This window comes from Spongiactinospora rosea (genome assembly GCF_003315795.1).
Taxonomy (GTDB): domain Bacteria; phylum Actinomycetota; class Actinomycetes; order Streptosporangiales; family Streptosporangiaceae; genus Spongiactinospora; species Spongiactinospora rosea.
Genome location: NZ_QMEY01000028.1, coordinates 84,320 through 111,104 on the forward strand (window position 1 = coordinate 84,320; position 26,785 = coordinate 111,104).

Genomic DNA, 26,785 nt, shown 5'->3' on the forward strand with positions numbered 1-26,785 from the left:
CATGAAGTTGACCATCATCGGCTGCTCGGGCAGCTTCCCTGGGCCGGACAGCCCGGCCTCCTGCTACCTGCTGGAGGCCGAGGGCTTCCGGCTGCTGCTCGACCTCGGCAACGGCGCGCTCGGCGCGCTGCAACGGCACATCGGCCTGTACGACGTGGACGCCATCTGCCTGTCCCACCTGCACGCCGACCACTGCCTGGACCTCTGCTCCTACCACGTCGTCCGCACCTACTCGCCGCGCGGCCCGCTGGCCCGCGTCCCGGTCCACGCCCCCGCCGACGCCCCGCGCCGGATGGCCGCCGCCTACGGCATGCCCGACGAGCCGGGGCTGGAGACCGCGTTCGACTTCGTGCCGCTGCGCCCGGGTGTACGCGAGATCGGCCCCTTCCAGGTGTCCACCGCGCTGATGAACCACCCCGTCGAGACCTACGGCTTCCGCGTCGCCCACGGCGGCCACGCGGTGGCCTACTCCGCCGACACCGGCGAGAGCGAGGGGCTGGTCGAACTGGCCGCCGGAGCCGACGTACTGCTCTGCGAGGCGTCGTTCCTGGACGAGCCGGGGGCGCCCGGCGGGCTGCACCTGAACGGCCGCCAGGCGGCCGAGCACGCCGCGCGTGCCGAGGTGGACACGCTGGTGCTCACCCACCTGGTGCCGTGGTTCGACCACGCGCGGATCGCCGAGGACGCCACGCGTGGCGGCTTCGACGGAAAGATCGACCTGGCGCGGAGCGGAGCCGCCTATCCCCTAGGGTGAGCGTTATGGCACGCGCAGACGGACGCACACCCGACCGGCTCCGACCGGTGAAGATCACGCGCAACTGGCTGGACAACGCCGAGGGCTCGGTGCTGGTCGAGTTCGGCGGCACACGGGTCCTGTGCGCCGCGACCGTCCAGGACAGTGTGCCGCGCTGGCGCAAGGGCAGCGGCCTGGGCGGCTGGGTCACCGCCGAGTACGCCATGCTGCCCCGTTCCACCAACACCCGCTCCGACCGCGAGTCGGTGCGCGGCCGGATCGGCGGCCGGACCCACGAGATCTCCCGCCTGATCGGCCGTTCCCTGCGGGCCTGCGTGGACACCAAGGCCCTGGGCGAGAACACCATCCTGCTGGACTGCGACGTCCTGCAGGCCGACGGCGGCACCCGCACCGCGGCGATCACCGGCGCGTACGTGGCGCTGGCCGACGCGATCCGCTGGATGCGCAAGCGCCGGATGACCCCCGGCGACCCGCTGATCCGCTCGGTGGCGGCGGTGTCGGTGGGCGTGGTGAACGACGTCCCGATGCTCGACCTCTGCTACACCGAGGACGTCGCGGCCGACACCGACATGAACGTCGTGGTGACCGGCACCGGCGACTTCGTCGAGGTGCAGAGCACGGCCGAGGGCACGCCGTTCGACCGCGGGCAGCTCGACCGGCTGCTGGACCTGGCGGTGGCCGGCTGCGCCGAGCTGAGCGAGTTGCAGCGGCAGGCCCTGGCGTGAGCCGCCTGGTCCTGGCCACCCGCAACCCCGGCAAGATCGCCGAGCTGCGCCGCATCCTGGCCGACGCGGGGCTTCCCGTGACGCTCGTCGGGCTGGACGACTTCCCCGAGATCGGCGAGATCGCCGAGACCGGCCTGACCTTCGCCGAGAACGCGCTGATCAAGGCGCACGCGGTGGCCCGCGGCTCGGGGCTGCCCGCCATCGCCGACGACTCCGGTCTGTGCGTGGACGCGCTGAACGGCATGCCCGGCGTGTTCTCCGCGCGCTGGTCCGGCCGGCACGGCGACGACGCCGCCAACCTCGACCTGCTGCTCGCCCAGATCGGCGACGTCCCGGAGGGACGGCGGGGCGGCCACTTCGCGTGCGCCGCGGCGCTGGCGCTGCCCTCGGGGCAGGAGCGGGTCGTGGAGGGCGCGCTGGAAGGTGTGATCATCGACGCGCCCCGGGGGAGCGGCGGGTTCGGGTACGACCCGATCTTCGTGCCCAAGGGCGAGACGCGCACCACCGCCGAGCTGTCGCCCGCGGAGAAGGACGCGATCAGCCACCGTGGCCGGGCCTTCAGGGCGCTCGCCCCGGTCGTCGGGGAGCTTGTAACCACCGCGTAAGGTTCTCCTCCCGGCACCGGGCGTAGCGTCGGTGTCGTGCGAAGCGATGAGAGGCGGGCCGCCGTGCCCGCATGGGCCGCGGCGCTGTGCGGCCTCACGGCGGGCGCGGTGGCGCTGGGCGTGGCCGCCGCGGCGGCGGGGCTGGTCGATCCGGCGGCGTTCCCGGTGGCCGCGGTGGGCAACACGCTGGTGGACATCTCACCCGGCCCGCTGAAGGACTGGGCCATCCGCACCTTCGGGAGCTACGACAAGGCCGTGGTCGTCGCGGGGGTGTCCGTCCTGCTCGCGCTGGGCGCGGCGGGCATCGGCCGGCTCACCCGGCGGCGCGGCCTGCCGTACGGCGTGGCGGGGCTCGCGGCCTTCGGCGCGCTCGGCCTGGCCGCGGTGCTCACCCGTCCGGGCGCCTCCGCCGTGCACGCCCTGCCCACGCTGCTCGGCGTACTCGCCGGGGGCCTGGCACTCGCGCTCCTGGACCGCCGCGCCGTGACCGCCGTGGCTGCCACGCCCGACACGCCCGATCGGGAGGGCGAACGGCGTGCGGAGTTCGACCGGCGGGCGCTGCTCGGCGGCGTGGCCGGGGGCGTCGTGCTGGCGGGCATCAGCGGCGTGGCAGGCGCGCTGGCCGGCGGGCTCAGGACGGTGGACGCCGCGCGGAGCACCCTCGCCCTGCCCCGCGCCGTACGCCCCGCCACCCCGCTGCCCAGGGGCGCCGACCTCCGCATCCCCGGGCTGTCGCCGTTCGTCACGCCGAACGCCGACTTCTACCGTGTGGACACCGCCTTCGTCGTGCCCAGGGTCGATCCGCGGGACTGGACGCTGCGCGTGCACGGCATGGTGGACCGCCCGGTCGAGATCTCCTTCACCGACCTGCTCCGGCGGCCCCTGGTCGAGGCCGACGTCACGCTCACCTGCGTCTCCAACGAGGTCGGCGGCCCCTATGTGGGCAACGCCCGCTGGCTCGGCGTGCGGATGGCCGACGTGCTGCGCGAGGCCCGCCCGCACGCGGGGGCCGACATGCTGCTCAGTACCTCGGCGGACGGCTGGACCTGCGGCACGCCGCTGGAGATCGTGCTGGACGGCAGGGACGCGCTGTTCGCGGTCGGCATGAACGGCGAGCCGCTGCCCACCGAGCACGGCTTCCCGGTGCGCCAGGTCGTCCCCGGCCTGTACGGGTACGTCTCGGCCACCAAGTGGGTGGTGGACGTCAAGGTGACCAGGTTCGACCGGGACACCGCCTACTGGACCTCGCGCGGCTGGGCCGCCGAGGGGCCGATCAAGACGCAGTCGCGGATCGACGTACCGGCCGCGGGCGCGTCGGTGCCGGCCGGCCGTACGACGATCGCGGGAGTGGCCTGGGCGCAGCACCGGGGCGTGGCGGGCGTGGAGGTCAGGGTGGACCGCGGCGAGTGGCGGGCGGCGCGGCTCGCCGTCACCCCCGGCCCGGACACCTGGCGGCAGTGGTCGATCGAGGCGGACCTGCCGGCGGGCGGACACGCCATCGCGGTCCGCGCCACCGACGGCGCCGGCCGCACCCAGCCGGCCGAGACGGCCCCGCCGGTCCCGGACGGCGCCTCCGGTTACCATGTGATTCAAATTACCGCTACCTGAACTCCATGTTAGGCCAGACCGAAAACTGGGAAATTGTGGAAAGTCCGCTTGGTGGAGATGTGGGAGGAAGGGAGGCCGCGCCGATGGGCTACGAGCCGGTATCGCCGGCGGAAGCGGACCTGACCCGGATGATGTCATCGCTCGACGAGCAGGCCGCGAGGTTCGGCCGGGTCGGCAGGGACCTGGCGGAGACCCGTGGCAACGGGGAGTCGGCGGATGGACTCGTGGGGGTGGAGGTGTCGTCCTCGGGCGCCGTGGTCGGCGTCCGGATCGAGCCGGGCGCGCTGGGGCTGGGCGCGGAGGCGCTGGCGCAGGCCGTACTGCGGGCCGCCAAACGCGCCGAGCACGATGTCGCCGAACGCGCCAACCAGGCGCTCGGGCCGCTGCTCAGCGGCCGGAACGGGGAGGCGTCGGCGGCGGGCTGAGCCCTATATGGGCTGACCGCCACACGCCACAGATCGGCCGAACATCCCACGCCGGGCCGGTTCACCGTCCTACCATCGGCCTTTGCGGGCCGGTCAGCGTGACGGAGGGGGAACGGTGTTCGGTGATCCGCGCACCCGGGGCAGGCACGCCTGGCGGCTGCCCCCGGGCGGCTACAACCCGGTCGTCACCGCCGACGGCCGGCGCTGGCGCGACTACGAGATGGCGGCCGAGACCTGGCGCGACCACGAACCGGCGGCCGAGGCCGACGTCCTCGACGGGGGTCCGTCCAGGACGGGGCCGCCGCCCGCCGCCGTGCCGCGCCACGGGCCCGACTGGTTCGACCGGGCCACCCGGCCCCCGCCGCTGCCCGCCGCCCGGCCGTACGGCGCGCCCGGCGGGCTGGCCAGGCCCGACCCGCCCGCCCAGCACGACCTGTGCGCGGCGGTGCCCACCGACGAGACGGGCAGGCCCCGGCGCTTTCCCGACCCGCGCGGCACCTGGATCCGCCTGATCAACGGCGACGGGCCCGTGGACGACCCGTTCCGCACCACCAACGCCGTCGACTGCGCCCTCGCCACGCTGTCCACCTGGCACGGCGAGCCCGAGGTGGCCGCGCCGCGCAGGCCGGAGTACGACCCGGCGGGCCGTCCGGTCCTCACCGGCGAGACCAGGGGCGTGGGGCGGGCCGAGTCCTGGCTCGGCCACCGCTTCGAGTACGTCGGCCAGGGCCGCCGCGCCTACGCCGCCATCGGGCGCAGGCTGCTGACCGGCGGCCACGGCGCGGCGGCGATGCTGATCACCCGCTGGACCAGCGGCGGCGCGCACGCCTGGAACGCCGTCAACTCGCGCGGCGAGGTGATCTGGATCGACGCCCAGCGCGGCCACATGGCGGTGGAGCCGCCCTACGCCGACGTGACCGGCGTCTTCTGCGTGGTGATCGACCGTGGGGGGCGGCGGCGGTGAACATCGACCTGGCCAGGGCCGTCGCCGAAGACTACTTCAACGGCGGCCACCCCCTGGACCGGCCGCGCGAGGTCGCCATGCACGCGTTCCGCGACGGCTATGTGGCCTGGGTCCGCGAGCCGGAGGCCGGTGATCCGAGCGTGCTGCCCGACAGCGCGGGCGGCGGCTGCATCGTCATCGACGGCGCGACCGGCGAGATCGCGATCCGGCCGCTGCTCAGCCCGGAGACCGTCGCCGAGCAGTGGCCGGGCCGCAGCCCGCGCTGAGGGCCGCCGCTCACGTCTCCGACAGCGCGGCGGTGATCCGGGCGCGCGCGGCGCGGCGGGCGGGCAGCACCCCCGCCAGCACCCCGGCCAGCCCGGACAGCGCCACGAAGGTCAGCACCTGCCCCACCGGAGGCGCGTAAATGGGATCGGCGAACATCGTCTGGATCGCCGCCCAGCCGAAGACCATCCCGAGGGCCACCCCGATCAGCGCCCCGATCAGGCCGAGCACCAGCGCCTCCACCGACAGCATGAGCCGCAACTGCGGGCGGGTCAGGCCGAGCGCGCGCAGCAGCGCCGACTCCCTGGTCCGCTCGTGGACCGACAGTGACAGCGTGTTGGCGATGCCGAGCAGCGAGATCAGGATCGCCAGCCCGAGCAGCCCGGTGACCACCATCAACTGGGTGTCCAGCGCCTCGTCGAACTGGCCGCGGATGTCGGTCGAGGCCGCCACCCGCACCGTCGGATACGGCTGCGCCGCCTCCTCAAGGACCTTCCTGGCGCGGTCGGGGTCGGCCCCGGGGGCGACGTCCACCATGATCTGCGCGTCGCCGGGCACGTCGAAGTACCGGGCGAACTCCGCGGGCGGTACGACCAGAATGGGGAGCGGGGTCGCGTTGGCGTCGAAGGTGCCCGCCACCCGGAGGGTCACCGGTTCGCCGGGTTCGCCGCCCTTGTCGGGGGTCAGCGTGATCGTGCCGCCCGGCCGCAGGCCGAGCCCCTCGGCGGCCAGCACCGACCCGGGGGCCAGGTCACGCGCCGAGCCGGACGACGCCGACACCGCGAGCGGCCCCTCATAGGCGCCGACCGTGCGCCTGGCCTCCCGGCCGCCGAGCGTGACGGCCGTCTCGGTCTGCCGGATGCGCACCAGCGAGGCCAGTTCAGGGCGGGCGCGCAGCCCGTCGCCGACCGCCGCGGGGATCTGGGAACTCTCCCGCTGGGTGGTGATCATGAAGTCCACGGGGAACTGCTCTTCCAGCTTGTGGTCGTAGTTCGCCCGGATGCTGCCGGTCAGCACCGCCATCATGGTCATCAGTGTCACGCCGATGGTCAGCGCGATCGTGGTGGTCGCCGACCGCCTGGGGTTGCGCCGGGAGTTGTCCACCGCGAGCCGGCCGGGGACGCCGAAGATCCGGCCCGGCAGCCACCCGGCGACCGCGCTCAGCGGCCGGACCAGCACCGGCCCGATCACCAGCACGCCGAGGAACGTCACCATGCCGCCGCCCATCACGGTGAACAGCGCCACCTCGCCGGGGTCCAGCACGGCCACCGCCACCGCCGTGATCGCGGCCCCGGCGGCGAGCAGCAGCCCGGCCGCGACCCGCCGTGCGGTACCGGCCCCCGGCCCGTCCACCCCGGCCTCCGGCTGCGCGCGCAGCGCCGCCACGGGCGGAACGCGCGTCGTGGTCCGGGCGGGCAGCACCGCCGCGCCGACCGTCACCAGCACGCCGACCGCGAGGCCCACCGCGATCGTGCGCGGGGCCAGCGCCACGGTGCCGGTGGGCAGCGGCACGTTCATGCGGTCGAGTACGGCCAGCGCCGCGCCGCCCATGCCCAGCCCGGTCAGCAGCCCGAGCGCCGAGCAGACCACCCCGACCAGCGCCGACTCCAGCAGCACCGACCCGAACACCTGCCTGCGGGTCGCGCCCACGCAGCGCAGCAGCGCCATCTCCCTGGTCCGCTGGGCCACCAGGATGGCGAACGTGTTGTAGATCACCAGCGCGGCGACCAGCATCGCGACCACGCCGAACAGCAGCAGCCCGAGCGCGATGAAGTCGGCGCTGGCCCCGTTGGCCGCGATCAGGCGCTCGGCGAGCGCCTTGCCGGTCAGCACCTCCGGGCCGGACCCGGCGGCGCCGGCCACTTTCGCGCGCAGCCGGTCGGCGTCCACTCCGGGGGCGGCCTTGACGTCGATCTCGGCGTAGCCCTTGACCCCGGTCATGGCCCGCGCGGTCGCCGTGTCGAAGCCGACCACCCCGTAGTAGGCGAGCTCTTGGTTCACCCCGACATCGAACAGCCCGGTGAGCCGGAACCGGCGCGGGGCGTCCTTCTGGTCCAGGACGGTGACGGTCTGCCCGACCGCGAACCCGCGCAGCCGGGCGGTGTTCTCGTCCAGCACCGCCTCGCCGGGGCCGCGCGGCGCGGTCCCCTTGGTGATGGAGACCCGGGCGTCGATCGACATGCCGCGGGTCGGGTAGTCGCCGACGGTCTTGCCGTCCTTGCCGACCAGCGCGGCGATGCCGCGGACCAGGCCCTCGGCGGAGGCGACGCCGTCCACCTCGCGGACCTCGGCGAGCGTACGGTCCGGCAGTACGCCGGGCTTGTCGCCCCGCGGCGGCAGGACCACCACGTCGACCGAGTCCGCCGCCGCGCCGAAGGCCCGGGAGATCCCGGCCTGGATGGTGTCGGTCAGCACGAACGTCCCCGCGATGAACCCCACGCCCAGCGTGATCGCCACCGCGGTCAGCATCAGCCGCAGCCGGTGCGCGCGCAGCCCGGCGAGCGTCGTCCTCAGCACGGCGCGGCCTCCAGGCCCACCAGCGTGTCCAGCACGGTCTGCGGCGTCGGCGCGGCCAGCTCGCGGACCAGCAGGCCGTCGCGCAGGAAGACCACGCGGTCGGCGTAGGAGGCGGCCACCGGGTCATGGGTGACCATCACGATCGTCTGTCCCAGCTCGCGCACCGACGTACGCAGGAACGACAGCACCTCCGCGCCGCTGCGGGAGTCCAGGTTGCCGGTCGGCTCGTCGGCGAAGATCACCTGCGGGCGGGCGGCCAGCGCCCTGGCCACCGCGACCCGCTGCTGCTGCCCGCCGGACAGTTCGGACGGGCGGTGCCCGAGCCGGTCGCGCAGCCCGACGGTGTCCACCACGCGGTCGAGCAGCGCCCGGTCCGGCTGCCGCCCGGCGATCTGGAGGGGCAGCAGGATGTTCTGCTCGGCGGTGAGCGTGGGCAGCAGGTTGAAGGACTGGAAGACGAACCCGATCCGCTCCCTGCGCAGCATCGTCAGCCGCTTGTCGTCCAGGCCGGTGATCTCGGTGCCGCCGATCCGCACCGAGCCCGACGAGACCGTGTCCAGCCCGGCCAGGCAGTGCATCAGGGTGGACTTGCCGGATCCGGACGGGCCCATGATCGCGGTGAACGCCTCGGCGCCGAAGGAGACGTCCACTCCGCGCAGCGCGTGCACGGCGGCGTCGCCCTTGCCGTACACCTTGGTCAGCCCGCTGGCGATCACGGCGGCGGCCGCCGTCGTACGGGCTTCGGTCCTGCTCACGACATCACTCCTCGGATTTGTGGAACCGAGGAACAACGCTATGAGCGGGAACGACGCCCTTCATGGGCCGTGCGGAGGGACCTTCGGTGCGCCGATCGGGCACCGTCCGGGCCCCCGGTGCGACATAAGGGGCAGTCCGGTATCAGTCTTTCGGCTGATCGCGCGCCGGTTCGGCGGGGACGACCAGACCCGACTCGTACGCGTAGACCACGACCTGCGCCCGGTCGCGCAGCCCCAGCTTGGCCAGCACCCGGCCCAGGTGGGTCTTCACGGTGGCCTCCGCCAGCGTCAGCCGGTCGGCGATCTCGGCGTTGGACAGGCCGCGCGCGACCAGCAGCAGCACCTCCCGCTCCCGCGCGGTCAGCCCGGCGGCGGCCGGCCGCTCGCTGATGTCGTCGGGCAACTGCGCCACGAACCGCTCCAGCAGCCGGCGGGTCGTGCTCGGGGCCACCACCGAGTCACCGGCGTACACCGACCTGATCGCGCTGAGCAGGTCCGCCGGGGGCACGTCCTTCAGCAGGAAACCCGACGCGCCCGCCTTCAGCGCGGCGAACGCGTACTCGTCGAGGTCGAAGGTCGTCAGGATCAGCACCCGCGGCCCGTCGGCCGCGCAGATCGCCCGGGTGGCCTCCACCCCGTCCATCACCGGCATCCGGACGTCCATCAGCACCACGTCGACCGGCGTGTGCCGGGCGGCCTCCACGGCGGCGGCGCCGTCACCGGCCTCGGCCACCACCTCGATGTCCGGCTGCGCGCCGAGCACCATCCGGAACCCGGCCCGCAGCAACTCCTGGTCGTCCACCAGCATCACCCGGATCATGCCGCGCCCGCCGTCGCGGTGTCGGCCACCGGCAGGGTGACGTGGACGTGGAAGCCGCCGCCGGGGCGGGGGCCCGCGGTGACCCGCCCGCCGTACATCGTCACGCGCTCGCGCATGCCCACCAGGCCGTGACCTCCCGCGTTGCCGCCGCCCGCGTGCGGCGCGCCCGCGCCCCTGCCGTCGTCGGACACGACGAGGGTGATCTCCGCGGGGCCGTACCGGATCTCCACGGTCGCGCCCGCGCCCGGGCCGCCGTGCTTGAGCGTGTTGGTCAGCGCCTCCTGCACGATGCGGTAGATCGCGAGCTGTTCACCCGCGGGCACCGCGCCCGGCTCGCCCGACATGTGCAGCTTCACCGGCAGTCCCGACGCCCGCACCTGGGTGATCAGCTCGTCGATCTGGCCCAGGCCCGGCTGCGGCGCGTACTCCTCCGGCGGCCCGCCGTCCTGGCGCAGCACGCCGACCAGCCGGCGCATCTCGGCCAGCGCCTGCCGCGCGGTGGCCGAGATCGTCTGCATGGCCCGCCGCGCCTGCTCGGGATCGCCGTCGAGGGTGTACGCCGCGCCGTCCGCCTGCACGACGATCACGCTCACGTTGTGCGCCACCACGTCGTGCAGCTCCCGCGCGATCCTGGCCCGCTCGGCCGCCGCCGCGATGATGGCCTGCTGGTCGCGCTCCCGCTCGGCCCGCTCCGCGCGTTCCTCCAGCCCCTCCAGGTAACGCCTGCGGGTGTTGGCGTAGATCCCGGCCAGCCAGATCGCCACCACGAACACCGACCCGCTGGCGAACGCCGTCACGCCCCGGTCGTCCCACCCGCCCATCGCCAGCCACACGCCCACCTCGGCGACCACGCCCGTGGCCACGGCCCAGCGCGGCGTGTGGCGCACGGCCACGGTGTACATCGCGATCAGCACCGAGGCGTTGGCGGGCATCGCCGCCAGGCCCACCGCCCACTGCCCGAAGCTGAGCGTGGCCACCACCGCGAACACGATCCGCGGCCACCTGCGCCGCCAGAACAGCGGGAGCAGCAACGCGATGGTCATGGGCAGGTAGCCGTCCGCCACGAACGTCTGCTCGGCGCCCGGCGTGAAGATGCGGACCGGCGCGGACATGTAGCAGAAGAACGCCAGGGGCGCGACCCAGATGAAGTCGTACACCATGGGGTGGCGCTCGCCCCAGGCACGCAGTCCGCCGAACACATCCCCACGATACGTAGCGTCCGAGACCGCGCGTTCCCCCTTGCGGCGGACCTTTGGGATACGACTCAGGTCGCATGTCACCGCCCCTTACACGGCCCTTATGGCCGGTCGGGCACAGTAGTCATCGGGAGCGCCCCTCGGGGCGGTAAAGGGAGTTCTGAATGGCGGAGCGCGCCGATGCCGGGTCGCGCGGCGGTGAGGACGCGCCGCGCGACCCACGGCGGTCATGATCTGCGACCCGCCCACGGGCCCGGCCCGTCAACCGCTTACCTGAGTGCGCTCGGCGTGCGACCTGGAGCCTGTCCGGCCGGATGTGGCGGAAAGGCGTCACGGGGACGGCCGACGTCGCCGGGAAGGGCCGGAAAGGCGCGTTTTCTCACTTCGTCGTGGGGCCGCCGGGATTCGAACCCGGACTGTACGACACCTAAAATCGCCGCCTCCTGCCGTTGGGCTACGGCCCCTTTCTCAGTTGTGGTTTCCCGGGAAATCCCAGTCGTTGACCGGCGATCCCTCCTCGATCTTACATGCCGCGCCCACGCGTGGCACACCGCCCGCAGTCAGAGGGTATAGACGCAGGTCAGGCTGCCCTATACCCACGGTGACGCGCCGTGCGGAGCGGCCGGGCCGACGACGGACGAGCGCCGCCGGCGGGCCGCCAATTCGGGGCTACGAAAACGCGCCGAATAGGGTGGGTTCAGGAAACACCGAGCTTCTTGGAAAGACTCGCCACATGTCCCGTCGCCTTCACGTTGTAGAGGGCGGTGGCCACCTTGCCGTCGGCGTCGATGACGAATGTGGACCGGATCACACCGACCATGGTCTTGCCGTACAGCTTCTTCTCGCCGTACGCGCCATAGGCTTTGTGGACCGCCAGCTCCGGGTCCGACAGCAGCGGGAAGGTCAGCGCGTCGCGCTCGGCGAACTGCGTGAGCTTGGCGGGCTTGTCCTTGGAGACGCCGAGCACCACGTAACCCGCGTCGGCCAGCGAACCGAGGTTGTCCCGGAAGTCGCATGCCTGCTTCGTGCACCCAGGGGTCATCGCGGCGGGGTAGAAGTAGAGGATCACCTTTTTTCCGCGCAGGGACGCGAGGGACACACTGGAGCCGTCGGCGGCGGGCAACGTGAACTCGGGTGCGGCGTCGCCCGGTGCGAGCCGGTTGTCGTCGGCCACGGGTCCTCCTTGGCGGGGCGCGTCACAGACGTGCCGGACGCGGGAAGTTGGATGGAATGAAGTCCAGGCCAACTTACCGGCACGCCCAGCGTGCCGGGTGGGGGTGCCACCTGAAAGACTGATCGCCGTCGACGGCGACGAGAGGAGAGCCATGGCGGACATCGACCCGGATGAGCTGGAGCGGACGATCGAGCGCACGCGCGCCGATCTCGCCCGCACGGTGGACGCCATCGCCGACCGGGTGAGCCCGCGCCGGGTGGCCGAACGCGGCGTGGCCAAGGTGCGCGCGAACGCCGAACACCTCCTCTCCACGGTCGGCTCGACGGTCGGCGACATGGTGGGCCTGGCCGGCCCGCCCCGCCCGGCGTTGGGCCCCGACGAGGGCGAGGGACCGGACGACCTGTGGGTCGATCGCGAGCGGGCACGTGAACTGGCCCCGGTCCTGATCGGCGTCGGCGCGGCCCTCGTGGTCGGTGCCGCCATCATGCTCTGGCGCCGCCGCCGCCACTGACTCTCCGGGCCGATCGTGAGCGGGCGCGTGAGCCACGCACGGTCTCATGATCGCCGCTGACTCTTGGGGCGATGGTAGTGGGCGCGTGAGCCGGCCCTGGCCCTGATCGGTTTGGGGTGGTCTTGGTGGCCGCTGCCACCGCTGACCCTCTGGGCCGATAGCGAGTCGGCCGCGGTCCTGGTGGTCGCTGCCGTCGCCGACTCTGTGTGTCGATCGTGAGTGGGCGGGTGAGTCGTGCGCGGTCCTCATGGTGGCCGCTGCCGCCGGTGACTCTCTGGGCGATAGTGAGTCGGCCGCGGTCCTGGTGGTCGCTGGCGTCGCCGACTCTGTGTGTCGATCGTGAGTGGGCGGGTGAGTCGTGCGCGGTCCTCGTGGTCGGCGCCGCCGCGCCCTCTGCCGTTCGCCGCTGGGCGCGGGCGGCGGCTTCGCCGTCCGCCGTCGAGGGCCGTGCCGGGTGTGGCCGGGGCCGGGTCTTCGCCGCCCACGATCGCCGGGCGGCTCGCTGGTGGAGGGGCGTGTGTAAATTCTGGTCCGGTCGTGTTCCCCGATCGCGCAAGCGGGTGGTTCGTCCCCGCCGTGACAGGGGCGGCGCGGTGTAGCTGTGTTCGCCGTGACGACTTCGCCGGAGCAGATCATCGACCGTGCGCCCCCCGAAGGCGACCAGGAGCGCCCCGAGGCCGCGCGGGCCGCGGCGCGGGCGTTGCGGCCGACCCGGGCCCCCGCGGGCATCGCCGTGGCCGCCGGGCTCGCGGCGGTGTCGCTGCTCGCCGCCGCCGAGGCGGTCGGGGCGGTGCTGGGCGCGCCGCCGGGCGTCGTGCCGTTCGACCGGATCGTGGCCGCGCTGAACGCCCGGACATGGTCTGATCTGTACGTGCTGGCCGGATCGGCGGCCATGGTCGTGCTCGGCGGCGCGCTGCTGGCCGCCGCGCTGCTGCCCGGCCGCACCCGCCTGGTGCCCGCGGAGACCCGCGACCCGCTGATCGTGGTCGGGTTCACCCGCGCCGGGCTGCGCCGCACCCTGCGGACCGTCGCCGAGGGCGTGACCGGGGTGGACCGGGCGCGGGTACGGGTCGGCCGCGGGCGGATCGAGATCGCCGTGGTCACCGGCGCGGAGCGGCCCGCGACGCTGCTGCGGCAGGTCGGCGAGGCCGTCGGCGACCGGCTGGCCGCGCTGGGCGCGTCCGGCGCGGGCGAGGTCGTCGTACGGATGCGCGGAACCGGTGGCTGACCGGATGCGCGCCTACCTCGGCAACCGGATCGGCCTGGCGCTGGCCGGCCTGCCCATGCTCGCCTGCGGCGGGTACGCGATCCTGCGCGGACGCGGCCTGCTGCCCGGCCACCCGCGCGCCGACCGGCTGCCCGCCGTGCCCTTCGCCGAGACGGTCGCGGCGGACGGACGGCTGCGCTGGCTGCTGGCCTTCGCGCTGATGGCCCTGGCCATGCTCACCCTGCGCTGGCTGGTACGCGCGCTAGGCCGTGGGCGGCTGGGACGACGGGCCGGGTCCGCGGTCGCGATGATCGGTGTGGGGCTTAAAGAAGTCGAAGGACTCCGCCGTATCCGGGTCAGGGTCGTCGGAGACGAGCGGCTGCGAATCGGCCTGGCCTGCGCGCCAGACACGGATGTCCGCCGTCTGGTCGCCGCCCTGGACGGCGGGGTGGTGCGCCGTGTGCGGCGGGCGGTTCGGGACGACGGGCTTCCCGCGCTGGTGCGCCTGCATGTCCGCCGCCGATAGCGGCGTACCCGCGCGCCTGGCCTCCGGACGGCGGCTCGGCAGCGGTGCCGGCACGGGCGCCGCCTCGATCTTGGGCAGCGGGGCGGTGATCTCCTCCGACGGCAACGGGGTGCGGGTCGGCAGGGTCCGGCCGAGCTGCCGGGACGCGGCCGTGACCTCCTCGATCTCATCCTCCGGCGGCGTGGCCTCCTCGTGCGCCTCCGGCTCACCGCGCCCCTGTCCGCCGCGCCTGGCGAAGGCCAGCCCGGCCGCCAGGCACGCGAACGGCACCGCGGGCACCACGTACCGGTGGTCGAAGGCCGCGATGAACGGCGGCAAGGCCAGCAGCGTCACCGCCACCGCGAACGGCGTCAGCACCACCCCGCCCAGCCGCCTGATCCGCACCAGCAGCCCGGCCAGCCCGGCCAGCAGGACCGCGCCCAGCAGCGGCCCGCGCAGGTACCCGTGCTCCTGGTAGGCCCGCAGCCACCCCGCGTACGGCTCGATCACCGCCGCGTCGCCCGGCCGCCCCTGGTAGGCGGTGGTGATCTCGGTCGCGCTCCGGCCCCGCGAGGCGGTCTTGCCGGGGTCGAACGGCGGGATCGAACGCGGGAAGACGTACGCGCTCTGCGGCCCCTTGACCGGATAGACCCGGCGCTCCCAGGCGAAGATCGACGCCACGTCCAGCGCCCCGGTGCGCAGGAAGTCGGCCGGCTGAGCCATGATCGTCCGGGTGGCGAACGACGCGGCCAGCGCGTTGCGGTCCAGCCCGTTCAGCGCCTTGCTGTTGTAGGGGGAGTCGCCGCTCCAGATGTACTGCGGCGGCGTGAGCCGTTGCCCCAGCGGCTCGCGCGGGCACAGCGCGGCCTCCGGCTGCGGCGGGCGGACCTTCGCGCAGTCGGCGAACGTCATCACCCGCGCCCACAGGAAGACGTTGCTTCGGGTGAGGGCGAGCTGGCCGTGTTCGGCGCGGAACCACAGGGCGTACCCGCCCAGGCCCAGCGCGGCGGTCAGCGCGGTGGCCAGCACCGCCTTCCATCCCGCCCGGGTGAGCAGCATGGCCACCACCACGACCGCGACCAGCGCGAGCCCGACCGTCCTGGTGACGGTGGCCGCGGCCAGCAGCAGCCCGGCGGTGAGGGCCATCCACAGCGGGGGCCGTGGCCGCCACATCACCAGGGTGACCGCGGCGAGGGTCAGGAAGGTGAACAGCAGGTCGGCCATGACCAGGTGTTCGAGCTGCACCTGGTGGACGTCCAGGAGCACCGGCGAAGCGACCAGCGCCCCGGCCCACCCGGGCAGCCCGGCCCGCCGCCTGACCAGCGCGTACACGCACACGGCCATGGCCAGGCCGAGCACATGCTGCACGGCGGTGACCAGGGTCACGCTGGAGAACGGCGAGAGCGCCCACAGGAACAGCGAGTAGCCCGCCGGGCGCGACTCCAGTGGCCGTGGGTCCAGCGCCGCGTTGAGGTACGCGAAAGAGTCGGCCCAAAACCACAGCGCGGGTTGGTACCCGAGCATCGCCACCGCGCGCAGCCCCGTCCCGGCGAGCAGGACGAGGAGGAACACCCAGTGGGCGCGGAGAAACGCCACTCCAGCCGCCTCCTGCTGGTCTGCCGCGCGGGATCGGAAAGGACCCCGCGCGGGGTCGCCGGCCGTACCGGCCCCGGTCAGGTCAGGCGCACCATCCTAGACAATGAACGTATTTCGCCCGGCCGATTCGCGTCAGATCGGACGATGATTCATCGACATCGGACGTGACCGGATGTCATGTCCGATGTCCGGCCGACTCGACCACGACGGTTCTGACCAGCGCAGACCAGCAGAAGATGGATTCATTCGGCGTAATGGGCACTCGCCGGAAATCTCAGCACTCGATCACATTGACGGCCAGCCCGCCACGGCTGGTCTCCTTGTACTTGTCGAGCATGTCGCGCCCGGTGTCCTTCATCGTCTTGATCGCCCGGTCCAGGTGGACGAAGTGCCGGCCGTCGCCGCGCAGCGCGATGCGCGCGGCGGTGATGGCCTTGATGGAGGCCACCGCGTTGCGCTCGATGCACGGGATCTGCACCAGGCCGCCGATCGGGTCACAGGTGAGCCCGAGGTTGTGCTCGATGCCGATCTCGGCCGCGTTCTCCACCTGCTCGGGGGTGCCGCCCAGGACCTCGGTCAGCCCGGCGGCGGCCATCGAGCAGGCCGAACCGACCTCGCCCTGACAGCCGACCTCCGCGCCGGAGATCGAGGCGTTCTCCTTGAACAGCACGCCGATCGCCCCCGCGGTGAGCAGGAAGCGGACCACGCCGTCGTCGTCGGCGTGCGGCACGAACCTGTCGTAGTAGGTGAGCACCGCGGGAATGATCCCGGCCGCGCCGTTGGTGGGGGCGGTGACCACGCGCCCGCCCGCGGCGTTCTCCTCGTTCACGGCCAGGGCGAACAGCGTCACCCAGTCCATGATCTGCATGGGGTCCTTCTCGCCGGTCTCCGACGACAGCCGTACGTGCAGCCGGTGCGCGCGCCGCTTGACCTTCAGCCCGCCGGGCAGCACGCCCTCGGTGGCACAGCCGCGCCGCACGCAGGCGGACATGACGTGCCAGAGGTCGAGCAGCCGTTCGCGGATCTCCAGCGGGCCGCGGCCGAAGGCCCGCTCGTTCTCCAGCATCAGGCCGGAGATCGACAGGCCGGTCTCGGTGCAGTGCGCGAGCAGTTCGGCGCCGGTCGAGAAGGGGTAGGGCAGCTCGGTGTCGTCGGGCTTGATCCGGTCGGCGCCCGTGGCGTTCTCGTCCACCACGAACCCGCCGCCCACCGAGTAGTAGACCTTCTCCCGCAGCGGCTCGCCGTCCTCGCCGAAGGCGGTGAACCGCATGCCGTTGGGGTGCTGCGGGAGGGAGATCTTGCGCTCGAAGACCAGGTGGTCGCCGACGACGAAGGGGATCTCCCGCTTGCCGTACAGCGGGACGGTGCCCGAGCCGCGCATCGCGGCCAGCCGGTCGTCGATGGAGTCGACGTCGACCAGCTCGGGCTTCTCACCGGCCAGGCCGAGCAGGACGGCCTTGTCGCTGCCGTGCCCCTTCCCGGTCAGGCCGAGCGAGCCGTACAGGATGGCGCGGACGCTCGCCACCCGCTCCAGCAGGCCGTCCTCGTACAAGCCGCGGGCGAACTTGTGCGCGGCGGCCATCGGCCCGCCCGTGTGCGAACTGGACGGACCGATACCGATCTTGAACAGGTCGAAGACGCTGATCGCCATCGAGGGGCCTTCCGTCTACCGATACCGCCTTGCTCAGGAGTCGCCGGAGGTGAGGGCGGTGTACTCGGCGGCGGTCAGCAGTTCGGAGGTCGCGCCGTCGGCACGGACCCGGAACAGCCAGCCGTCGCCGTAGGGGTCGCTGTTGACCAGCGAGGGGTCGTCGGAGACCGCGTCGTTGACCGCGACGATCTCACCGCCGACGGGGCTGTAGACGTCGTTCACCGACTTGGTGGACTCCACCTCGCCGATCGCCTCGCCCTCGGTCACGGTGGCCCCGACCTCGGGCAGCTGCACGTAGACCACGTCGCCGAGCTGCTGGGCGGCGAAGGCCGTCACGCCCACGGTGGCGAGGTCACCGTCGTCAAGGCCGGACACCCACTCGTGCTCCTTGGTGTACTGGAGCTCTTCGGGAATCTCGCTCACTTCTTCCTCCTGTAGAAAGGCAGATCAACAACATCGACGGGTTCGTGGGAGCCGCGGATGTCCACGGCGAGGGGGCCCTGCGCGCCGGTGTCGACGTAGGCCATCGCGATCGGCCGGCCCAGCGACTGCGAGGGCGCGCCGCTGGTCACCTCGCCGACGACCGTACCGTCCTCGCGCAGCACCACGGGGTGGCCGTGCCTGGGCACCCGGCGGCCGACCATGACCAGGCCGGTGAGGCGGCGGCTCGGCGGGGTGTCGCGGACGCGCTCCAGCGCGGCCCTGCCGACGAAGTCGCCCGGCTTGTCGAACTTCACCACGCGGCCGAGCCCGGCGTCGAAGGGCGTGAGCGCGTCGGACAGCTCGTTGCCGTACAGCGGCATCCCGGCCTCCAGGCGCAGCGTGTCGCGGGCCGACAGCCCGGCGGGGCGCAGCGCGTACGGCTCGCCCGCCTTGGTCAGCGCGTGCCACAGCGGCGTCGCGTCCTGGCCCGCCACGAACAGCTCGAAGCCGTCCTCGCCGGTGTAGCCGGTGCGCGCGATCAGCGCCTCGAACCCGGCGACCGTGCCCGGCAGCCCCGCGTAGTACTTCAGGCCGGGAAGGTCGGCGTCGGTGAGCGAGGCCAGGATCTCCTGGGCGCGCGGCCCCTGGATCGCGATCAGCGCGATGGAGTCGGAGCGGTCGTCGACCACCGCGTCGTACGGCCGCGCCCGCGCGGTCAGCTCCGCGGCGACCCTGGGGGCGTTGGAGGCGTTGGCCACGACCATGAAGGTCTCGGCGGCCAGGCGGTAGACGATCAGGTCGTCGAGGACCCCGCCGTTCTCCGCGCAGATCATGGTGTACCGCGCCCGGCCGGCGTCGAGGGTGCTGAGGTGGCCGACGAGGGCGTGGTCGAGCGCGTCGGCGGCCTGCGGCCCGGTCACATGGATCTCGCCCATGTGCGACAGGTCGAACAGCCCGGCGGCGCCGCGGACGGCGTTGTGCTCGGCGGCCTCGCTGCCGTAGCGCAGCGGCATGAGCCAGCCGGCGAAGTCGGTCAGCGTCGCGCCCAGGCTTTCGTGGACTTCGCGTAGCGGAGTGGGTCGGGACATGTACGCAGACCCCCAGACAGGTCGGATGTGGGCATCCTCCCCCTCTGTCACGGGTGCCTGAGAGCTTCGCCCGGTTCTTAACCGGACTTTCACCTTCGGCGAGGCCATCGGTCCGCCGGCCTGCTTTCCAGAGGTCGCCTGCCCCGGGCGGTCCTTTGCCTTGAGAGGTTCGCGGGGAGGGCTTGCTCCTTCAGGGGTCCTGGCCGGCTGCCAGGACGCTCTCCCGCCGGGATCGTCAGCGACGCGCGCCAGCCTATCAAGATGGGCCGAGGTTCAGGGAGCGGCGAGCGCGATGGTGGCCTCCAGCGGAGGGGGGCCGAGGACGGTCACGTCGTTGAGCACCCTGAAATCACGAAATATCAGGTCTTTTGTGGCCCAGATCCAGTCCCTCCGGCCGCGGTCGCCGCGCCAGGCGGCGAGCGCCCCGGCCGGTTCGGCGGCGGGGCTGAACCCGGCGCGGTCGAACATCGCGTTCTCGGCCCGGCGGGGGAGCGCCCGGCCGAGGTCACCGGCGACCACCGCGGGGCGCATGTCGTTCCAGGCGGTGAGCAGTGCGCCGATCCGGGGGCGGAGGGCGGGGGCGTCGCCCGTGGGGTGGCGCAACTGCGTGGTGATCAGATGGATGGGCCGCCCATCCCGGCGCGGCCTGGTGGGGTCGCCGGGAAGGGTCATCGTCCCGGTCGCGTACGGCGGGCCGCCACCCGTGCCCCGCCCGGTGAGCGGCACCCGCGTGAGGATCAGGTTGCCCGACTGCCTGCCCGCGCCGGGCGCCCAGACCCGCGAGGCGGGACGCAGCCGCCTGGTCAGCCACTCGGCGAGATCGACGCCCGCGGCGGCGGGCAGGCCCCTGGCCACCCCCTGGAGCATCACCACGTCGGGGTCGCGCTCCTCTATCAGCTTCGCGATGGCCTCGGGATCGACGGCGGGCACGCCGGTGACCCCGTGCTGGACGTTCCAGGACAGCAGCTTGAACTGCGCGCGGGCCGGGGTCTTGGCCGCCGGGGCGGGGGTGGTGACCAGCGCGATCACCGGGGCGAGCAGGGCGACCGCGCAGCCGCCCGCCAGGTGGAACTCGTGCGCCACCGCGCCCTGGGCCCGGGGGCGGCCGAGGTGGGCGGCGAGGGCCAGCATCGCCGTACCGGCCAGCGGCCAGACCAGGCCGGGCACGCCCAGCGGCGTCTCCTGGTGGGCCTGGTAGGGCAGTACGACCACGGCGAAGCCCAGGCCCGCCGCGAGCCCGGCCAGGCCGACCCCCTCGCGTCCGTCTCCGGCGAGGGCGCGGGCCAGCAGCAACGCCGCGCAGAGCTGGGCCGCCGCCAGCGCGGCCAGGACGACCGGGCCGGTGGCGAGCAGCGCGGCGGTGAGCGCGCAGGCCAGCGCGGGCCCGGCGGCCCAGAGGACCCTGCGCCGCCACAGCGCCGCCGCGTGACCGGCCTCCCCGGCCACCACGACGGCGAAGAGCGCGCCCATGATCAGCACGCCGGACGCGACGGGCAGCGGCACCCCCGCCTGGGAGGCGGCGAAGGCCGGGCTGCCCAGCATGAGCGTGGCCAGCCCGAGGAACGGCCCGACCACCCAGGCGCGCGGCCCGGCGGGGATCGCGCCGCGCGGGACCTTCCAGGCGAGCGCGAGCGCCGCCGCGCACAGCGCGCCGGTGACGACCCAGGGCAGCGGGCCGGGCTGCCAGATCACGTCCCAGCTGAAGAACAGCGAGCGCACCGCAACGTCCAGCGCGATCCCGGTGGGCAGGCCCGCGGCGGCGGCCCCGCCCTCGGCCCCGCCGACGGTCAGCACCAGCGCGATCATCCCGAGGACGACCGCGGCCAGCCCGAGCGCGTACGGCGGGGCCTCGACCGCCTGGAGCCCGAGGCGGGCCGCGACCAGCCCGGCCACCGAGACGATGACCGCCGAGTCGCCGAGCGCCCGGCCGAGCGGCCAGGCCAGCACGGGGGCGACCAGTACGGCCGCCACGACCCCCGCCCCGGCCGCCGCCGAGTCCGCGAGCGGCCCCAGGGCGCGCAGCAACTCCAGCAGCATCGCGGTCAACACCGCGATCACCGGGCCCGATGACCCCGGGGATCGGATACGCATAAACGGCACCTTAAGCCCCATAGGTCACTAAAGGCGACAAACAGCCACACTTCGCTCGTGCGATCGTTTCAGTCACCACACAGCGTGACCGAAGGGCTACCGGCTCGCAATGCCCTTGGCCGACATGATGCAACTCAACCGGCCCCGGACTCCGGCATGGCGGTGCCGAAGGGGTTGTCGATGACGTAGCACCAGCGGCCGTCGGGGCCCTGGCGGACCACGTCGGTGGAGGTGCCGCTCAGGTCCACGGCCGTGCCGTCGGGGGCGGTGCCGCGGATGGCCCAGTCCACGATCAGCAGGGCGATGTCGCCGCAGACGTAGACGTGGCGGAGAGCGGCCTCGATGGGCAGGCCCCAGCTCAGCAGATGCGCGGTGGCGGCGGCCCGCGCCGGGCCGGTCATCGGGACGCCGGGCGAGGGGACGACGACGCTCGCCTCTTCATAAACCTGGTCGACGGCCTGGGCGTCGCCCGCGTTGAAGGCCGTCACATAAGCCGCGAGATGGGCGTGGAGACCCGCGAAGGGCTCGGTCTCGGTGTCATGAGCATTCATGACAAAATGATCATAACACGAAAGGCCGCTTGACTTCTATTCGATCACGGTGGGGAGGTCACGCGCGGCCGGGTAGCAACCGGCTGCGGCCACGGAACTCCGCGACGATCTCATCACCGCGGCGGACCGTGACGTCGTAGACGCCGCTCTTGCCGTACCTGACGCGCTCCTCGGCGACGGCGACCAGCAGATCGCCCTCGTGGGCCGGGCGGACGAACGTGATGTCCGCGCCCGCCGCCACCGCGGCCTGCCCGTGGCTGTTGCAGGCCAGCGCGAACGCCGTGTCCGCCAGCAGAAAGACATAACCGCCGTGCGCGATGCCGTGGCCGTTGACCATCGCCGCGGTCACCCGCATCCCGGCCTCCGCGCGCCCGTCCGCCGCACCGCGCAACTCGATGCCGAGGGCTTTGGAGGCGTGGTCCGCCGCGAACATCTCGTGCGCCTGGTTCATGCCGGACGGCCTCCCGTACTGGTCGTTACCGGGTCAAGGCCACCAGTATCCATCAGGGTTCGATCAAGCCCGCCCGGATGGCGTAGCGGGTGAGGTCCAGGCGGTCGCGCATGCCGAGCTTCTGCAGGATGTTGGCCCGGTGCCGGTCCACCGTCTTGACGCTGATGACCAGCGTCTCAGCGATCTCCCTGGCCGAGTTGCCCTCGGCGATCAGCTTGACGATCTCCTCCTCGCGCGGGGTCAGCACGCTCTCCGGCAGCCGTTCGCCCTGCCTGGCCCTGCGCAGGTAGTCGCGCACCAGGGCGGTGATCGCCCCCGGGTAGAGGAACGGCTCGCCGCGCATCGCCGCCCGGCAGGCTTCGAGCAGGTCGCGGTCGGCGACCGACTTGAGCACGTACCCGGAGGCCCCGGCCTTGAGGGAGGCGAAGAAGTACTGCTCGTTGTCGTACATGGACAAGATCAGGATGCGCACCTGCGGGGCCCGCCGGGAGATCTCCCGGGCCGCCTGGATGCCGGTCATGCGCGGCATCGCGATGTCCAGGATGGCGAGGTCCACGTCGCCGCCGGTGGCCGCGTCCACGGCCTCGGCGCCGTTGGCGGCCTCGGCGACCACGGCGAGGTCGGGTTCGGCGTCCAGGATCAGGCGCAGGCCGCGGCGGACCAGCGCGTGGTCATCGGCCAGGAGGATGCGCGTCTTGGATGAGGTGTCCACCAGGTCAGCTCCGCTCCGCGGGATCGGTGACGGCCCGCGCGGGCACCACCAGACGCACGTCGGTGCCCCCGCCGGGCGGGGAGTCGAGGGTCAGGCGGGCCCCGATGAGCAGGGCGCGTTCGCGCATGCCGCGCACTCCCGCGCCGTCCTGTCGCGCGCCGCCCCGGCCGTCGTCGGTGACCCGGAGGGTCAGCCCGCCGTCCCGCGCCGAGCGCAGCGACAGCCACACGCGGGTGGCGTCCGCGTGCCGCGCCACGTTGGTCAGCCCCTCCTGGGCGATCCGGTAGAGGACGAGTTCCACCTCGCCGCTCATCCCGGGCGGTTCCGGATCGATGTCGCGGGTCACCTGGACGCCGCTGGCCTCGGCGAAGTCACCGGCCAGCGCGCTGAGCGCGCTGTGCAGGCCCAGATCCTCAAGGACGCCGGGGCGCAGCCGGCGGGCCACCTGGCGCACCTCGTCCAGGCTGCCGCGCACGGTCTCCTGTACGGCGAGCAGTTCCTGCCGCAACTCCTCCGGCGCGTGGCCCAGGGTGTGCTTCAGGCTCAGCAGCACCACGGTGAGGCTCTGGCCGATCTCGTCGTGCAACTCCCTGGCGATGCGCCGGCGTTCGCCCTCCTGGGCGGCCAGGGCGTGCGCGCTGCTGGCGCTGCGCTCGGCCTCCAGGCGGTCGAGCATCCCGTTGAAGGTCTCGATCAGGTGGGTGAGGTCGCCGTTGCCGCTGTCGGTGAGCCGGTCGCCGACGCGGAGTGGATCGACGCGTTCCATCAGGGTGGTGAGCGTGTCGAGCGGCGCGAGGCTGCGGCGCAGCAGCAGCGCGTTCGCGCCGAGGATCAGCGCCAGGCCGACGATCAGCACCGGTACCTCGGTCAGCAGCACCGGCGAGGACACGGTGGCGGGCGAGACGGCGAGCACGAGCGTCCCGGCCGCGAACACCAACCCGTTGATCACGAACACCCGCCGGAACAACGCCCGCGCCGGCCGCACCTCCCGCGCCCCCACCCCTGCCCGATCCCCTGCCCGATCCCCAGTTCGGTGGCCGGGCCGGTCGCCGGGATCCCCGGCATCGGCGCCGGTCCGATTCCCGGCCCGACGTTCGGTATCCGCGCTGGGCCGATCTTCGGTTCGGTGGCCGGCGTCCGCATCGGTTCGATCCCCGGGCCGGTCGCCGGGATCCGCGCCGGTTCGCCCGCGGGCACTCCCGTCGGCCCGCTCCCCGGCATCGGCACCAGGCCGGTCTCCGGGCCGGTGGCCGGGGTCGTCCTGGGGGGTGGGGCCGGGCTCGCGCCACGCGGGGTCCGGGCGGTGGTCGTCGTCGCGCACGTCGGTGGCACCCCCTCGGGGTGGCGGCCGGACGCCGTCGCGGCGGCCGGGGCTCGCGTGGTCGCTCATTCCCTCAGCCTCATCGCCGCGGCGTACGGTTGTCCATCCGGGCCGCCCCCCATCAATACGTCTATATCTACATATTTCACCCACCCCGGTATGGGTGTCGGCCCCAATGGCGGTCGCCCCCCAACGCCGCCAGACTGGCGTCACGGACACTTTACGCAGTTGGGAGGCGTGATGGCCGTGATCAACGCCGGGCCGTGGCCCGCCGCCCGCCGTACCGTGGGCAGGCGCCGGACCCCGGTACGAGATCACGGTCGCGGGCGGCCACGGCGCCCGTGAGGGCGCGGCGGTCGCGGCCGGCTCCCCGATCGGAACGGAGGCGAGCGCGACATGGACGTGACCCGCACGACCGTGCCGGGAACCGGCCTGATCCACCAGTTCGGCACGCGCGGCGGCCAGCGGCTCGCCGTGCTCGTGGACGGAGCCGGACGCCGCCACCTCCTCGTCTACGCGGCCGCCGACCCCGACGCGCCCGCGCAGACCATCGTCATGGAACGTGACGAGGCCGATCAGGTCGCCGAGGTCCTGCACTCACGGCCGATCGCCGATCGCCTGGCCCGGCTCGAACGCCGGTTCGCCGAGATGACCGGGGAGGCGCCGTGACCGTACCGCGGACTTCCCACTCCCGCTCCCGACCGGATGGTGCAATGCAAGCGCGCGACATCGCCGTGACCCTCCCGACGGTGACCACCCGCGACCCGGTCGCCGACGCCGTGCGCGTGATGGCGGTGGGCCGCCTCCCCGGGCTCATCGTCGTCGACACGGCCGGGCGGCCCTCGACGGTCCTGCCCGGCACGCAGGTGCTCAGGCTCGCGATCCCGTCGCCCTACCAGGAGGACCCGGCGCTGTGCCGGGCGATCGACGAGGCGCACGCGGACCTGTTCTGGCAGGAACTCGGCGACCGCACCGTGGGCGACTGCCTGCCCAGGCAGCGGCCCAAGCCGGTGACGATCCCACAGCACGCCACCCTCCTCGAAGTGGCCGCGCTGATGGCCAGGCAGCACAGCCCGCTCGTCGCCGTGGTGGACGCGGCGGGCCTGCTCATCGGGGCCATCACCCTGGAGCGGCTGCTCACCTGCCTGGCCATCAGCGGCAGCGGCTGACCCGCCGCACCCCCTGACCTTTCCACGGGTCCGCCGACGGGCCCGTGTCGTTTCCGCGTGCGCACGATCCGGAGGTCCCACATGCATCGCATCTCACCGCGAACGTCATCATCCGCCATCGTCCGGGCAGGAGCCGGCCGCAGCGGACCGCCAGGGCCGGGCCGTTGAGCGCGATCGCCTCCCTCGGAATCTTCCTGGTCGCCTTCTTCTACATCGCCACAGAGAAGGCCGACAAGGTCAAGGTCGTGCTCATCGCGGCCGGGGCGATGGCCGTACTCGGGCTCATCCCCGGCGCCAAGGTGTTCTTCTCCGAGCACGAGGGCATCGACTGGAACGTCATCTTCCTGCTGTTCGGCATGATGGTCATCGTCGGGGTGATCAAGCAGACCGGGCTCTTCGACTATCTCGCCATCTGGGCGGCCAAGCGCTCCAAGGGCAGGCCGTACCGGCTGATGGTGATGCTGATGGCCATCACCGCGGTGGCCTCGCCGTTCCTGGACAACGTGACCACGATCATGCTGGTCGCGCCGGTCACCGTGATGGTCTGCGACCGGCTGCGCATCTCGGCGCGGCCGTACCTGATCGCCGAGGTGCTGGCCTCCAACATCGGCGGCGCGGCGACGCTCATCGGCGACCCGCCCAACATCATCATCGGCAGCCGGGCCGGGCTCACCTTCAACGACTTCCTGGTCCACATGGCCCCCGCCGTGGTGATCATCTTCGCGGTGTTCGTGCTGTTCAGCCGGTTCCTGTTCGGCAAGTCCTTCCAGTACAACCCCGAGCGCGTGGCCGCCGTGATGGCCCTGCAGGAACGGCGGGCGATCACCGACCCGCGGCTGCTGGTCCGCTGCCTGGTGGTGCTCGGCGGGGTGATCGTCGGCTTCGGGCTGCACTCGGTGTTCCACGTCGAGCCGTCGATCGTCGCCCTGGTGGGCGCGGGGATCATGATCCTCGTCGCCCGCACCGAGGTCTCCGACGTGCTGCGCGAGGTCGAGTGGCCCACGCTGGTGTTCTTCATGGGCCTGTTCGTGATGGTGGCCGGGCTCGTCCACACCGGGGTGATCGAGACCATCGGGACCTGGGTCATCCAGACGATCGGCGGCGACCACCTGCTCGCGGCGACCGCGCTGCTGTTCGGCTCGACCGTGCTGGGGGCGTTCTTCGACAACATCCCCTACGTCGCCACGATGACCCCGATCGTGGAGGACCTGGTCGCGCAGGTCCCGGACGCGGGCGTCGGGCAGGCGCTGTGGTGGGCCTTCGCGTTCGGCGCGGACTTCGGCGGCAACGGCACCGCGGTGGCCGCCAGCGCGAACGTCGTCGCGATCGGCATCGCCGCCCGCACCGGGCACCGGATCAGCTTCTGGGAGTTCACCCGGTACGGCATCGTCGTCACCGCGCTCAGCGCGGTCCTGGCCTGGGTCTACATCTGGCTGCGCTACTTCGTTCTCTGAGCTTGCTCTTTATCCTCGGGATTGTTGTGCTGAGCGGTGAGTTGATCGTTTCGCGGACAGCAAGACGGCCTTGAGTGATCATGTGCGGTGTCGAGTCGCTACTGATCACTACAAGGCCGTGAGGGTGAGTCTGCTGAACGATGCCGCCGGTGTCGAGTCCTCCAGGGTGTTGTCCCGGTTCCGGAATGATGTCTACGCCTGCCTGACCAGGCGGGCCGATGCGTTGTTCGAGCTGGCTGATGCGTTGT

Annotated in this window: 27 protein-coding genes, 1 tRNA gene and 2 riboswitches; of the genes, 12 read left to right on the forward strand and 16 right to left on the reverse strand. The window is 73.0% G+C overall.

Going from position 1 to position 26,785, the window contains the following annotated elements:
• Window position 1: 1 nt before the first annotated feature.
• From DP939_RS38605 to DP939_RS38635, 7 genes are all read left to right on the forward strand, one after another.
• Window positions 2-754, forward strand: a complete 753-nt coding sequence (locus DP939_RS38605; RefSeq protein WP_113985795.1) for an MBL fold metallo-hydrolase — start codon at window positions 2-4, stop codon at window positions 752-754.
• A gap of 5 nt (window positions 755-759) precedes the next feature.
• A complete protein-coding gene (gene rph, locus DP939_RS38610) occupies window positions 760-1,479 on the forward strand; it encodes a ribonuclease PH (protein ID WP_113985796.1) in 720 nt (239 codons plus the stop codon).
• A complete protein-coding gene (gene rdgB / locus DP939_RS38615) occupies window positions 1,476-2,084 on the forward strand; it encodes an RdgB/HAM1 family non-canonical purine NTP pyrophosphatase (RefSeq protein WP_113985797.1) in 609 nt (202 codons plus the stop codon). The genes rph and rdgB overlap by 4 nt, the downstream gene beginning before the upstream one ends.
• Before the next feature lie 36 nt (window positions 2,085-2,120).
• Window positions 2,121-3,692 carry a molybdopterin-dependent oxidoreductase gene (locus DP939_RS38620; protein ID WP_225878746.1) on the forward strand — a complete coding sequence of 524 codons (1,572 nt, stop codon included), beginning with the start codon at window positions 2,121-2,123 and terminating at the stop codon, window positions 3,690-3,692.
• A gap of 83 nt (window positions 3,693-3,775) precedes the next feature.
• A complete protein-coding gene (locus tag DP939_RS38625) occupies window positions 3,776-4,117 on the forward strand; it encodes a YbaB/EbfC family nucleoid-associated protein (protein WP_158578932.1) in 342 nt (113 codons plus the stop codon).
• Between the two features lie 115 nt (window positions 4,118-4,232).
• Entirely contained in the window at window positions 4,233-5,081 is an 849-nt protein-coding gene (locus DP939_RS38630; RefSeq protein ID WP_225878747.1) for a toxin glutamine deamidase domain-containing protein, read from the forward strand.
• Entirely contained in the window at window positions 5,078-5,347 is a 270-nt protein-coding gene (locus DP939_RS38635) for a hypothetical protein (protein WP_113985800.1), read from the forward strand. The genes DP939_RS38630 and DP939_RS38635 overlap by 4 nt, the downstream gene beginning before the upstream one ends.
• A gap of 10 nt (window positions 5,348-5,357) precedes the next feature.
• Here the strand turns inward: DP939_RS38635 and DP939_RS38640 are convergent, their stop codons facing one another.
• The 6 genes from DP939_RS38640 to bcp all read right to left on the reverse strand — a co-directional run bounded on the left by DP939_RS38640 (window position 5,358) and on the right by bcp (window position 11,807).
• A complete protein-coding gene (locus DP939_RS38640) occupies window positions 5,358-7,862 on the reverse strand; it encodes an ABC transporter permease (protein ID WP_113985801.1) in 2,505 nt (834 codons plus the stop codon).
• On the reverse strand, window positions 7,856-8,617 hold the full coding sequence (locus tag DP939_RS38645; protein ID WP_199565690.1) for an ABC transporter ATP-binding protein: 762 nt from the start codon (window positions 8,615-8,617) through the stop codon (window positions 7,856-7,858). The genes DP939_RS38640 and DP939_RS38645 overlap by 7 nt, the downstream gene beginning before the upstream one ends.
• A gap of 142 nt (window positions 8,618-8,759) precedes the next feature.
• Window positions 8,760-9,437, reverse strand: a complete 678-nt coding sequence (locus tag DP939_RS38650; protein ID WP_113985803.1) for a response regulator — start codon at window positions 9,435-9,437, stop codon at window positions 8,760-8,762.
• Window positions 9,434-10,636 carry a sensor histidine kinase gene (locus tag DP939_RS38655; RefSeq protein ID WP_225878748.1) on the reverse strand — a complete coding sequence of 401 codons (1,203 nt, stop codon included), beginning with the start codon at window positions 10,634-10,636 and terminating at the stop codon, window positions 9,434-9,436. Before DP939_RS38655 ends, DP939_RS38650 begins: the two co-directional genes overlap by 4 nt.
• 387 nt (window positions 10,637-11,023) lie before the next feature.
• Window positions 11,024-11,097 (reverse strand) — tRNA-Leu (locus DP939_RS38660).
• A 233-nt stretch (window positions 11,098-11,330) separates the two neighbouring features.
• Window positions 11,331-11,807: a thioredoxin-dependent thiol peroxidase gene (gene bcp / locus DP939_RS38665; RefSeq protein WP_113985804.1), complete on the reverse strand. Its 477-nt coding sequence runs from the start codon at window positions 11,805-11,807 to the stop codon at window positions 11,331-11,333.
• A gap of 151 nt (window positions 11,808-11,958) precedes the next feature.
• On the opposite strand from bcp, the gene DP939_RS38670 reads away from it, so the two are divergent.
• Both DP939_RS38670 and DP939_RS46505 read left to right on the forward strand, forming a co-directional pair.
• Window positions 11,959-12,318 (forward strand): DUF3618 domain-containing protein, encoded by a 360-nt coding sequence (locus DP939_RS38670; RefSeq protein WP_113985805.1) that lies wholly within the window; start codon window positions 11,959-11,961, stop codon window positions 12,316-12,318.
• A gap of 610 nt (window positions 12,319-12,928) precedes the next feature.
• Window positions 12,929-13,546, forward strand: a complete 618-nt coding sequence (locus DP939_RS46505) for a DUF6286 domain-containing protein (protein WP_158578933.1) — start codon at window positions 12,929-12,931, stop codon at window positions 13,544-13,546.
• Window positions 13,547-13,558: 12 nt separating this feature from the next.
• Here the strand turns inward: DP939_RS46505 and DP939_RS46510 are convergent, their stop codons facing one another.
• The 10 genes from DP939_RS46510 to DP939_RS38720 form a co-directional block, all read right to left on the reverse strand.
• The gene (locus DP939_RS46510; protein ID WP_158578934.1) at window positions 13,559-13,759 is read right to left on the reverse strand and encodes a hypothetical protein; all 201 of its coding nucleotides are present in this window, start codon (window positions 13,757-13,759) and stop codon (window positions 13,559-13,561) included.
• A gap of 28 nt (window positions 13,760-13,787) precedes the next feature.
• The gene (locus tag DP939_RS38680) at window positions 13,788-15,626 is read right to left on the reverse strand and encodes a hypothetical protein (RefSeq protein WP_113985806.1); all 1,839 of its coding nucleotides are present in this window, start codon (window positions 15,624-15,626) and stop codon (window positions 13,788-13,790) included.
• A 274-nt stretch (window positions 15,627-15,900) separates the two neighbouring features.
• Complete coding sequence (locus DP939_RS38685; protein ID WP_113985807.1) at window positions 15,901-17,277, reverse strand: L-serine ammonia-lyase; 1,377 nt, start codon at window positions 17,275-17,277, stop codon at window positions 15,901-15,903.
• Between the two features lie 33 nt (window positions 17,278-17,310).
• Window positions 17,311-17,700, reverse strand: a complete 390-nt coding sequence (gcvH, locus tag DP939_RS38690) for a glycine cleavage system protein GcvH (RefSeq protein ID WP_113985808.1) — start codon at window positions 17,698-17,700, stop codon at window positions 17,311-17,313.
• The gene (gcvT, locus tag DP939_RS38695) at window positions 17,697-18,788 is read right to left on the reverse strand and encodes a glycine cleavage system aminomethyltransferase GcvT (protein WP_113985809.1); all 1,092 of its coding nucleotides are present in this window, start codon (window positions 18,786-18,788) and stop codon (window positions 17,697-17,699) included. Before gcvT ends, gcvH begins: the two co-directional genes overlap by 4 nt.
• 34 nt (window positions 18,789-18,822) lie before the next feature.
• A riboswitch (glycine riboswitch) is annotated at window positions 18,823-18,925 on the reverse strand.
• Window position 18,926: 1 nt separating this feature from the next.
• A riboswitch (glycine riboswitch) is annotated at window positions 18,927-19,024 on the reverse strand.
• Window positions 19,025-19,061: 37 nt separating this feature from the next.
• A complete protein-coding gene (locus DP939_RS38700) occupies window positions 19,062-20,879 on the reverse strand; it encodes an endonuclease/exonuclease/phosphatase family protein (protein WP_147268306.1) in 1,818 nt (605 codons plus the stop codon).
• Window positions 20,880-21,013: 134 nt separating this feature from the next.
• Window positions 21,014-21,430 carry a YybH family protein gene (locus tag DP939_RS38705; RefSeq protein WP_113985811.1) on the reverse strand — a complete coding sequence of 139 codons (417 nt, stop codon included), beginning with the start codon at window positions 21,428-21,430 and terminating at the stop codon, window positions 21,014-21,016.
• Between the two features lie 58 nt (window positions 21,431-21,488).
• Window positions 21,489-21,881: a hydroxyphenylacetyl-CoA thioesterase PaaI gene (paaI, locus tag DP939_RS38710; RefSeq protein ID WP_113985812.1), complete on the reverse strand. Its 393-nt coding sequence runs from the start codon at window positions 21,879-21,881 to the stop codon at window positions 21,489-21,491.
• A gap of 52 nt (window positions 21,882-21,933) precedes the next feature.
• Complete coding sequence (locus DP939_RS38715) at window positions 21,934-22,593, reverse strand: response regulator (RefSeq protein ID WP_113985813.1); 660 nt, start codon at window positions 22,591-22,593, stop codon at window positions 21,934-21,936.
• A gap of 4 nt (window positions 22,594-22,597) precedes the next feature.
• Window positions 22,598-23,593 (reverse strand): HAMP domain-containing sensor histidine kinase, encoded by a 996-nt coding sequence (locus DP939_RS38720; RefSeq protein ID WP_199565692.1) that lies wholly within the window; start codon window positions 23,591-23,593, stop codon window positions 22,598-22,600.
• Between the two features lie 717 nt (window positions 23,594-24,310).
• Here DP939_RS38720 and DP939_RS38725 point away from each other — a divergent pair.
• The 3 genes from DP939_RS38725 (at window position 24,311) to DP939_RS38735 (ending at window position 26,537) form a co-directional block, all read left to right on the forward strand.
• Window positions 24,311-24,583: a hypothetical protein gene (locus DP939_RS38725; RefSeq protein ID WP_113985814.1), complete on the forward strand. Its 273-nt coding sequence runs from the start codon at window positions 24,311-24,313 to the stop codon at window positions 24,581-24,583.
• Between the two features lie 44 nt (window positions 24,584-24,627).
• Complete coding sequence (locus DP939_RS38730; protein ID WP_113985815.1) at window positions 24,628-25,083, forward strand: CBS domain-containing protein; 456 nt, start codon at window positions 24,628-24,630, stop codon at window positions 25,081-25,083.
• A gap of 164 nt (window positions 25,084-25,247) precedes the next feature.
• Window positions 25,248-26,537, forward strand: a complete 1,290-nt coding sequence (locus DP939_RS38735) for an ArsB/NhaD family transporter (RefSeq protein ID WP_113985816.1) — start codon at window positions 25,248-25,250, stop codon at window positions 26,535-26,537.
• The last annotated feature ends 248 nt before the right edge of the window (window positions 26,538-26,785 follow it).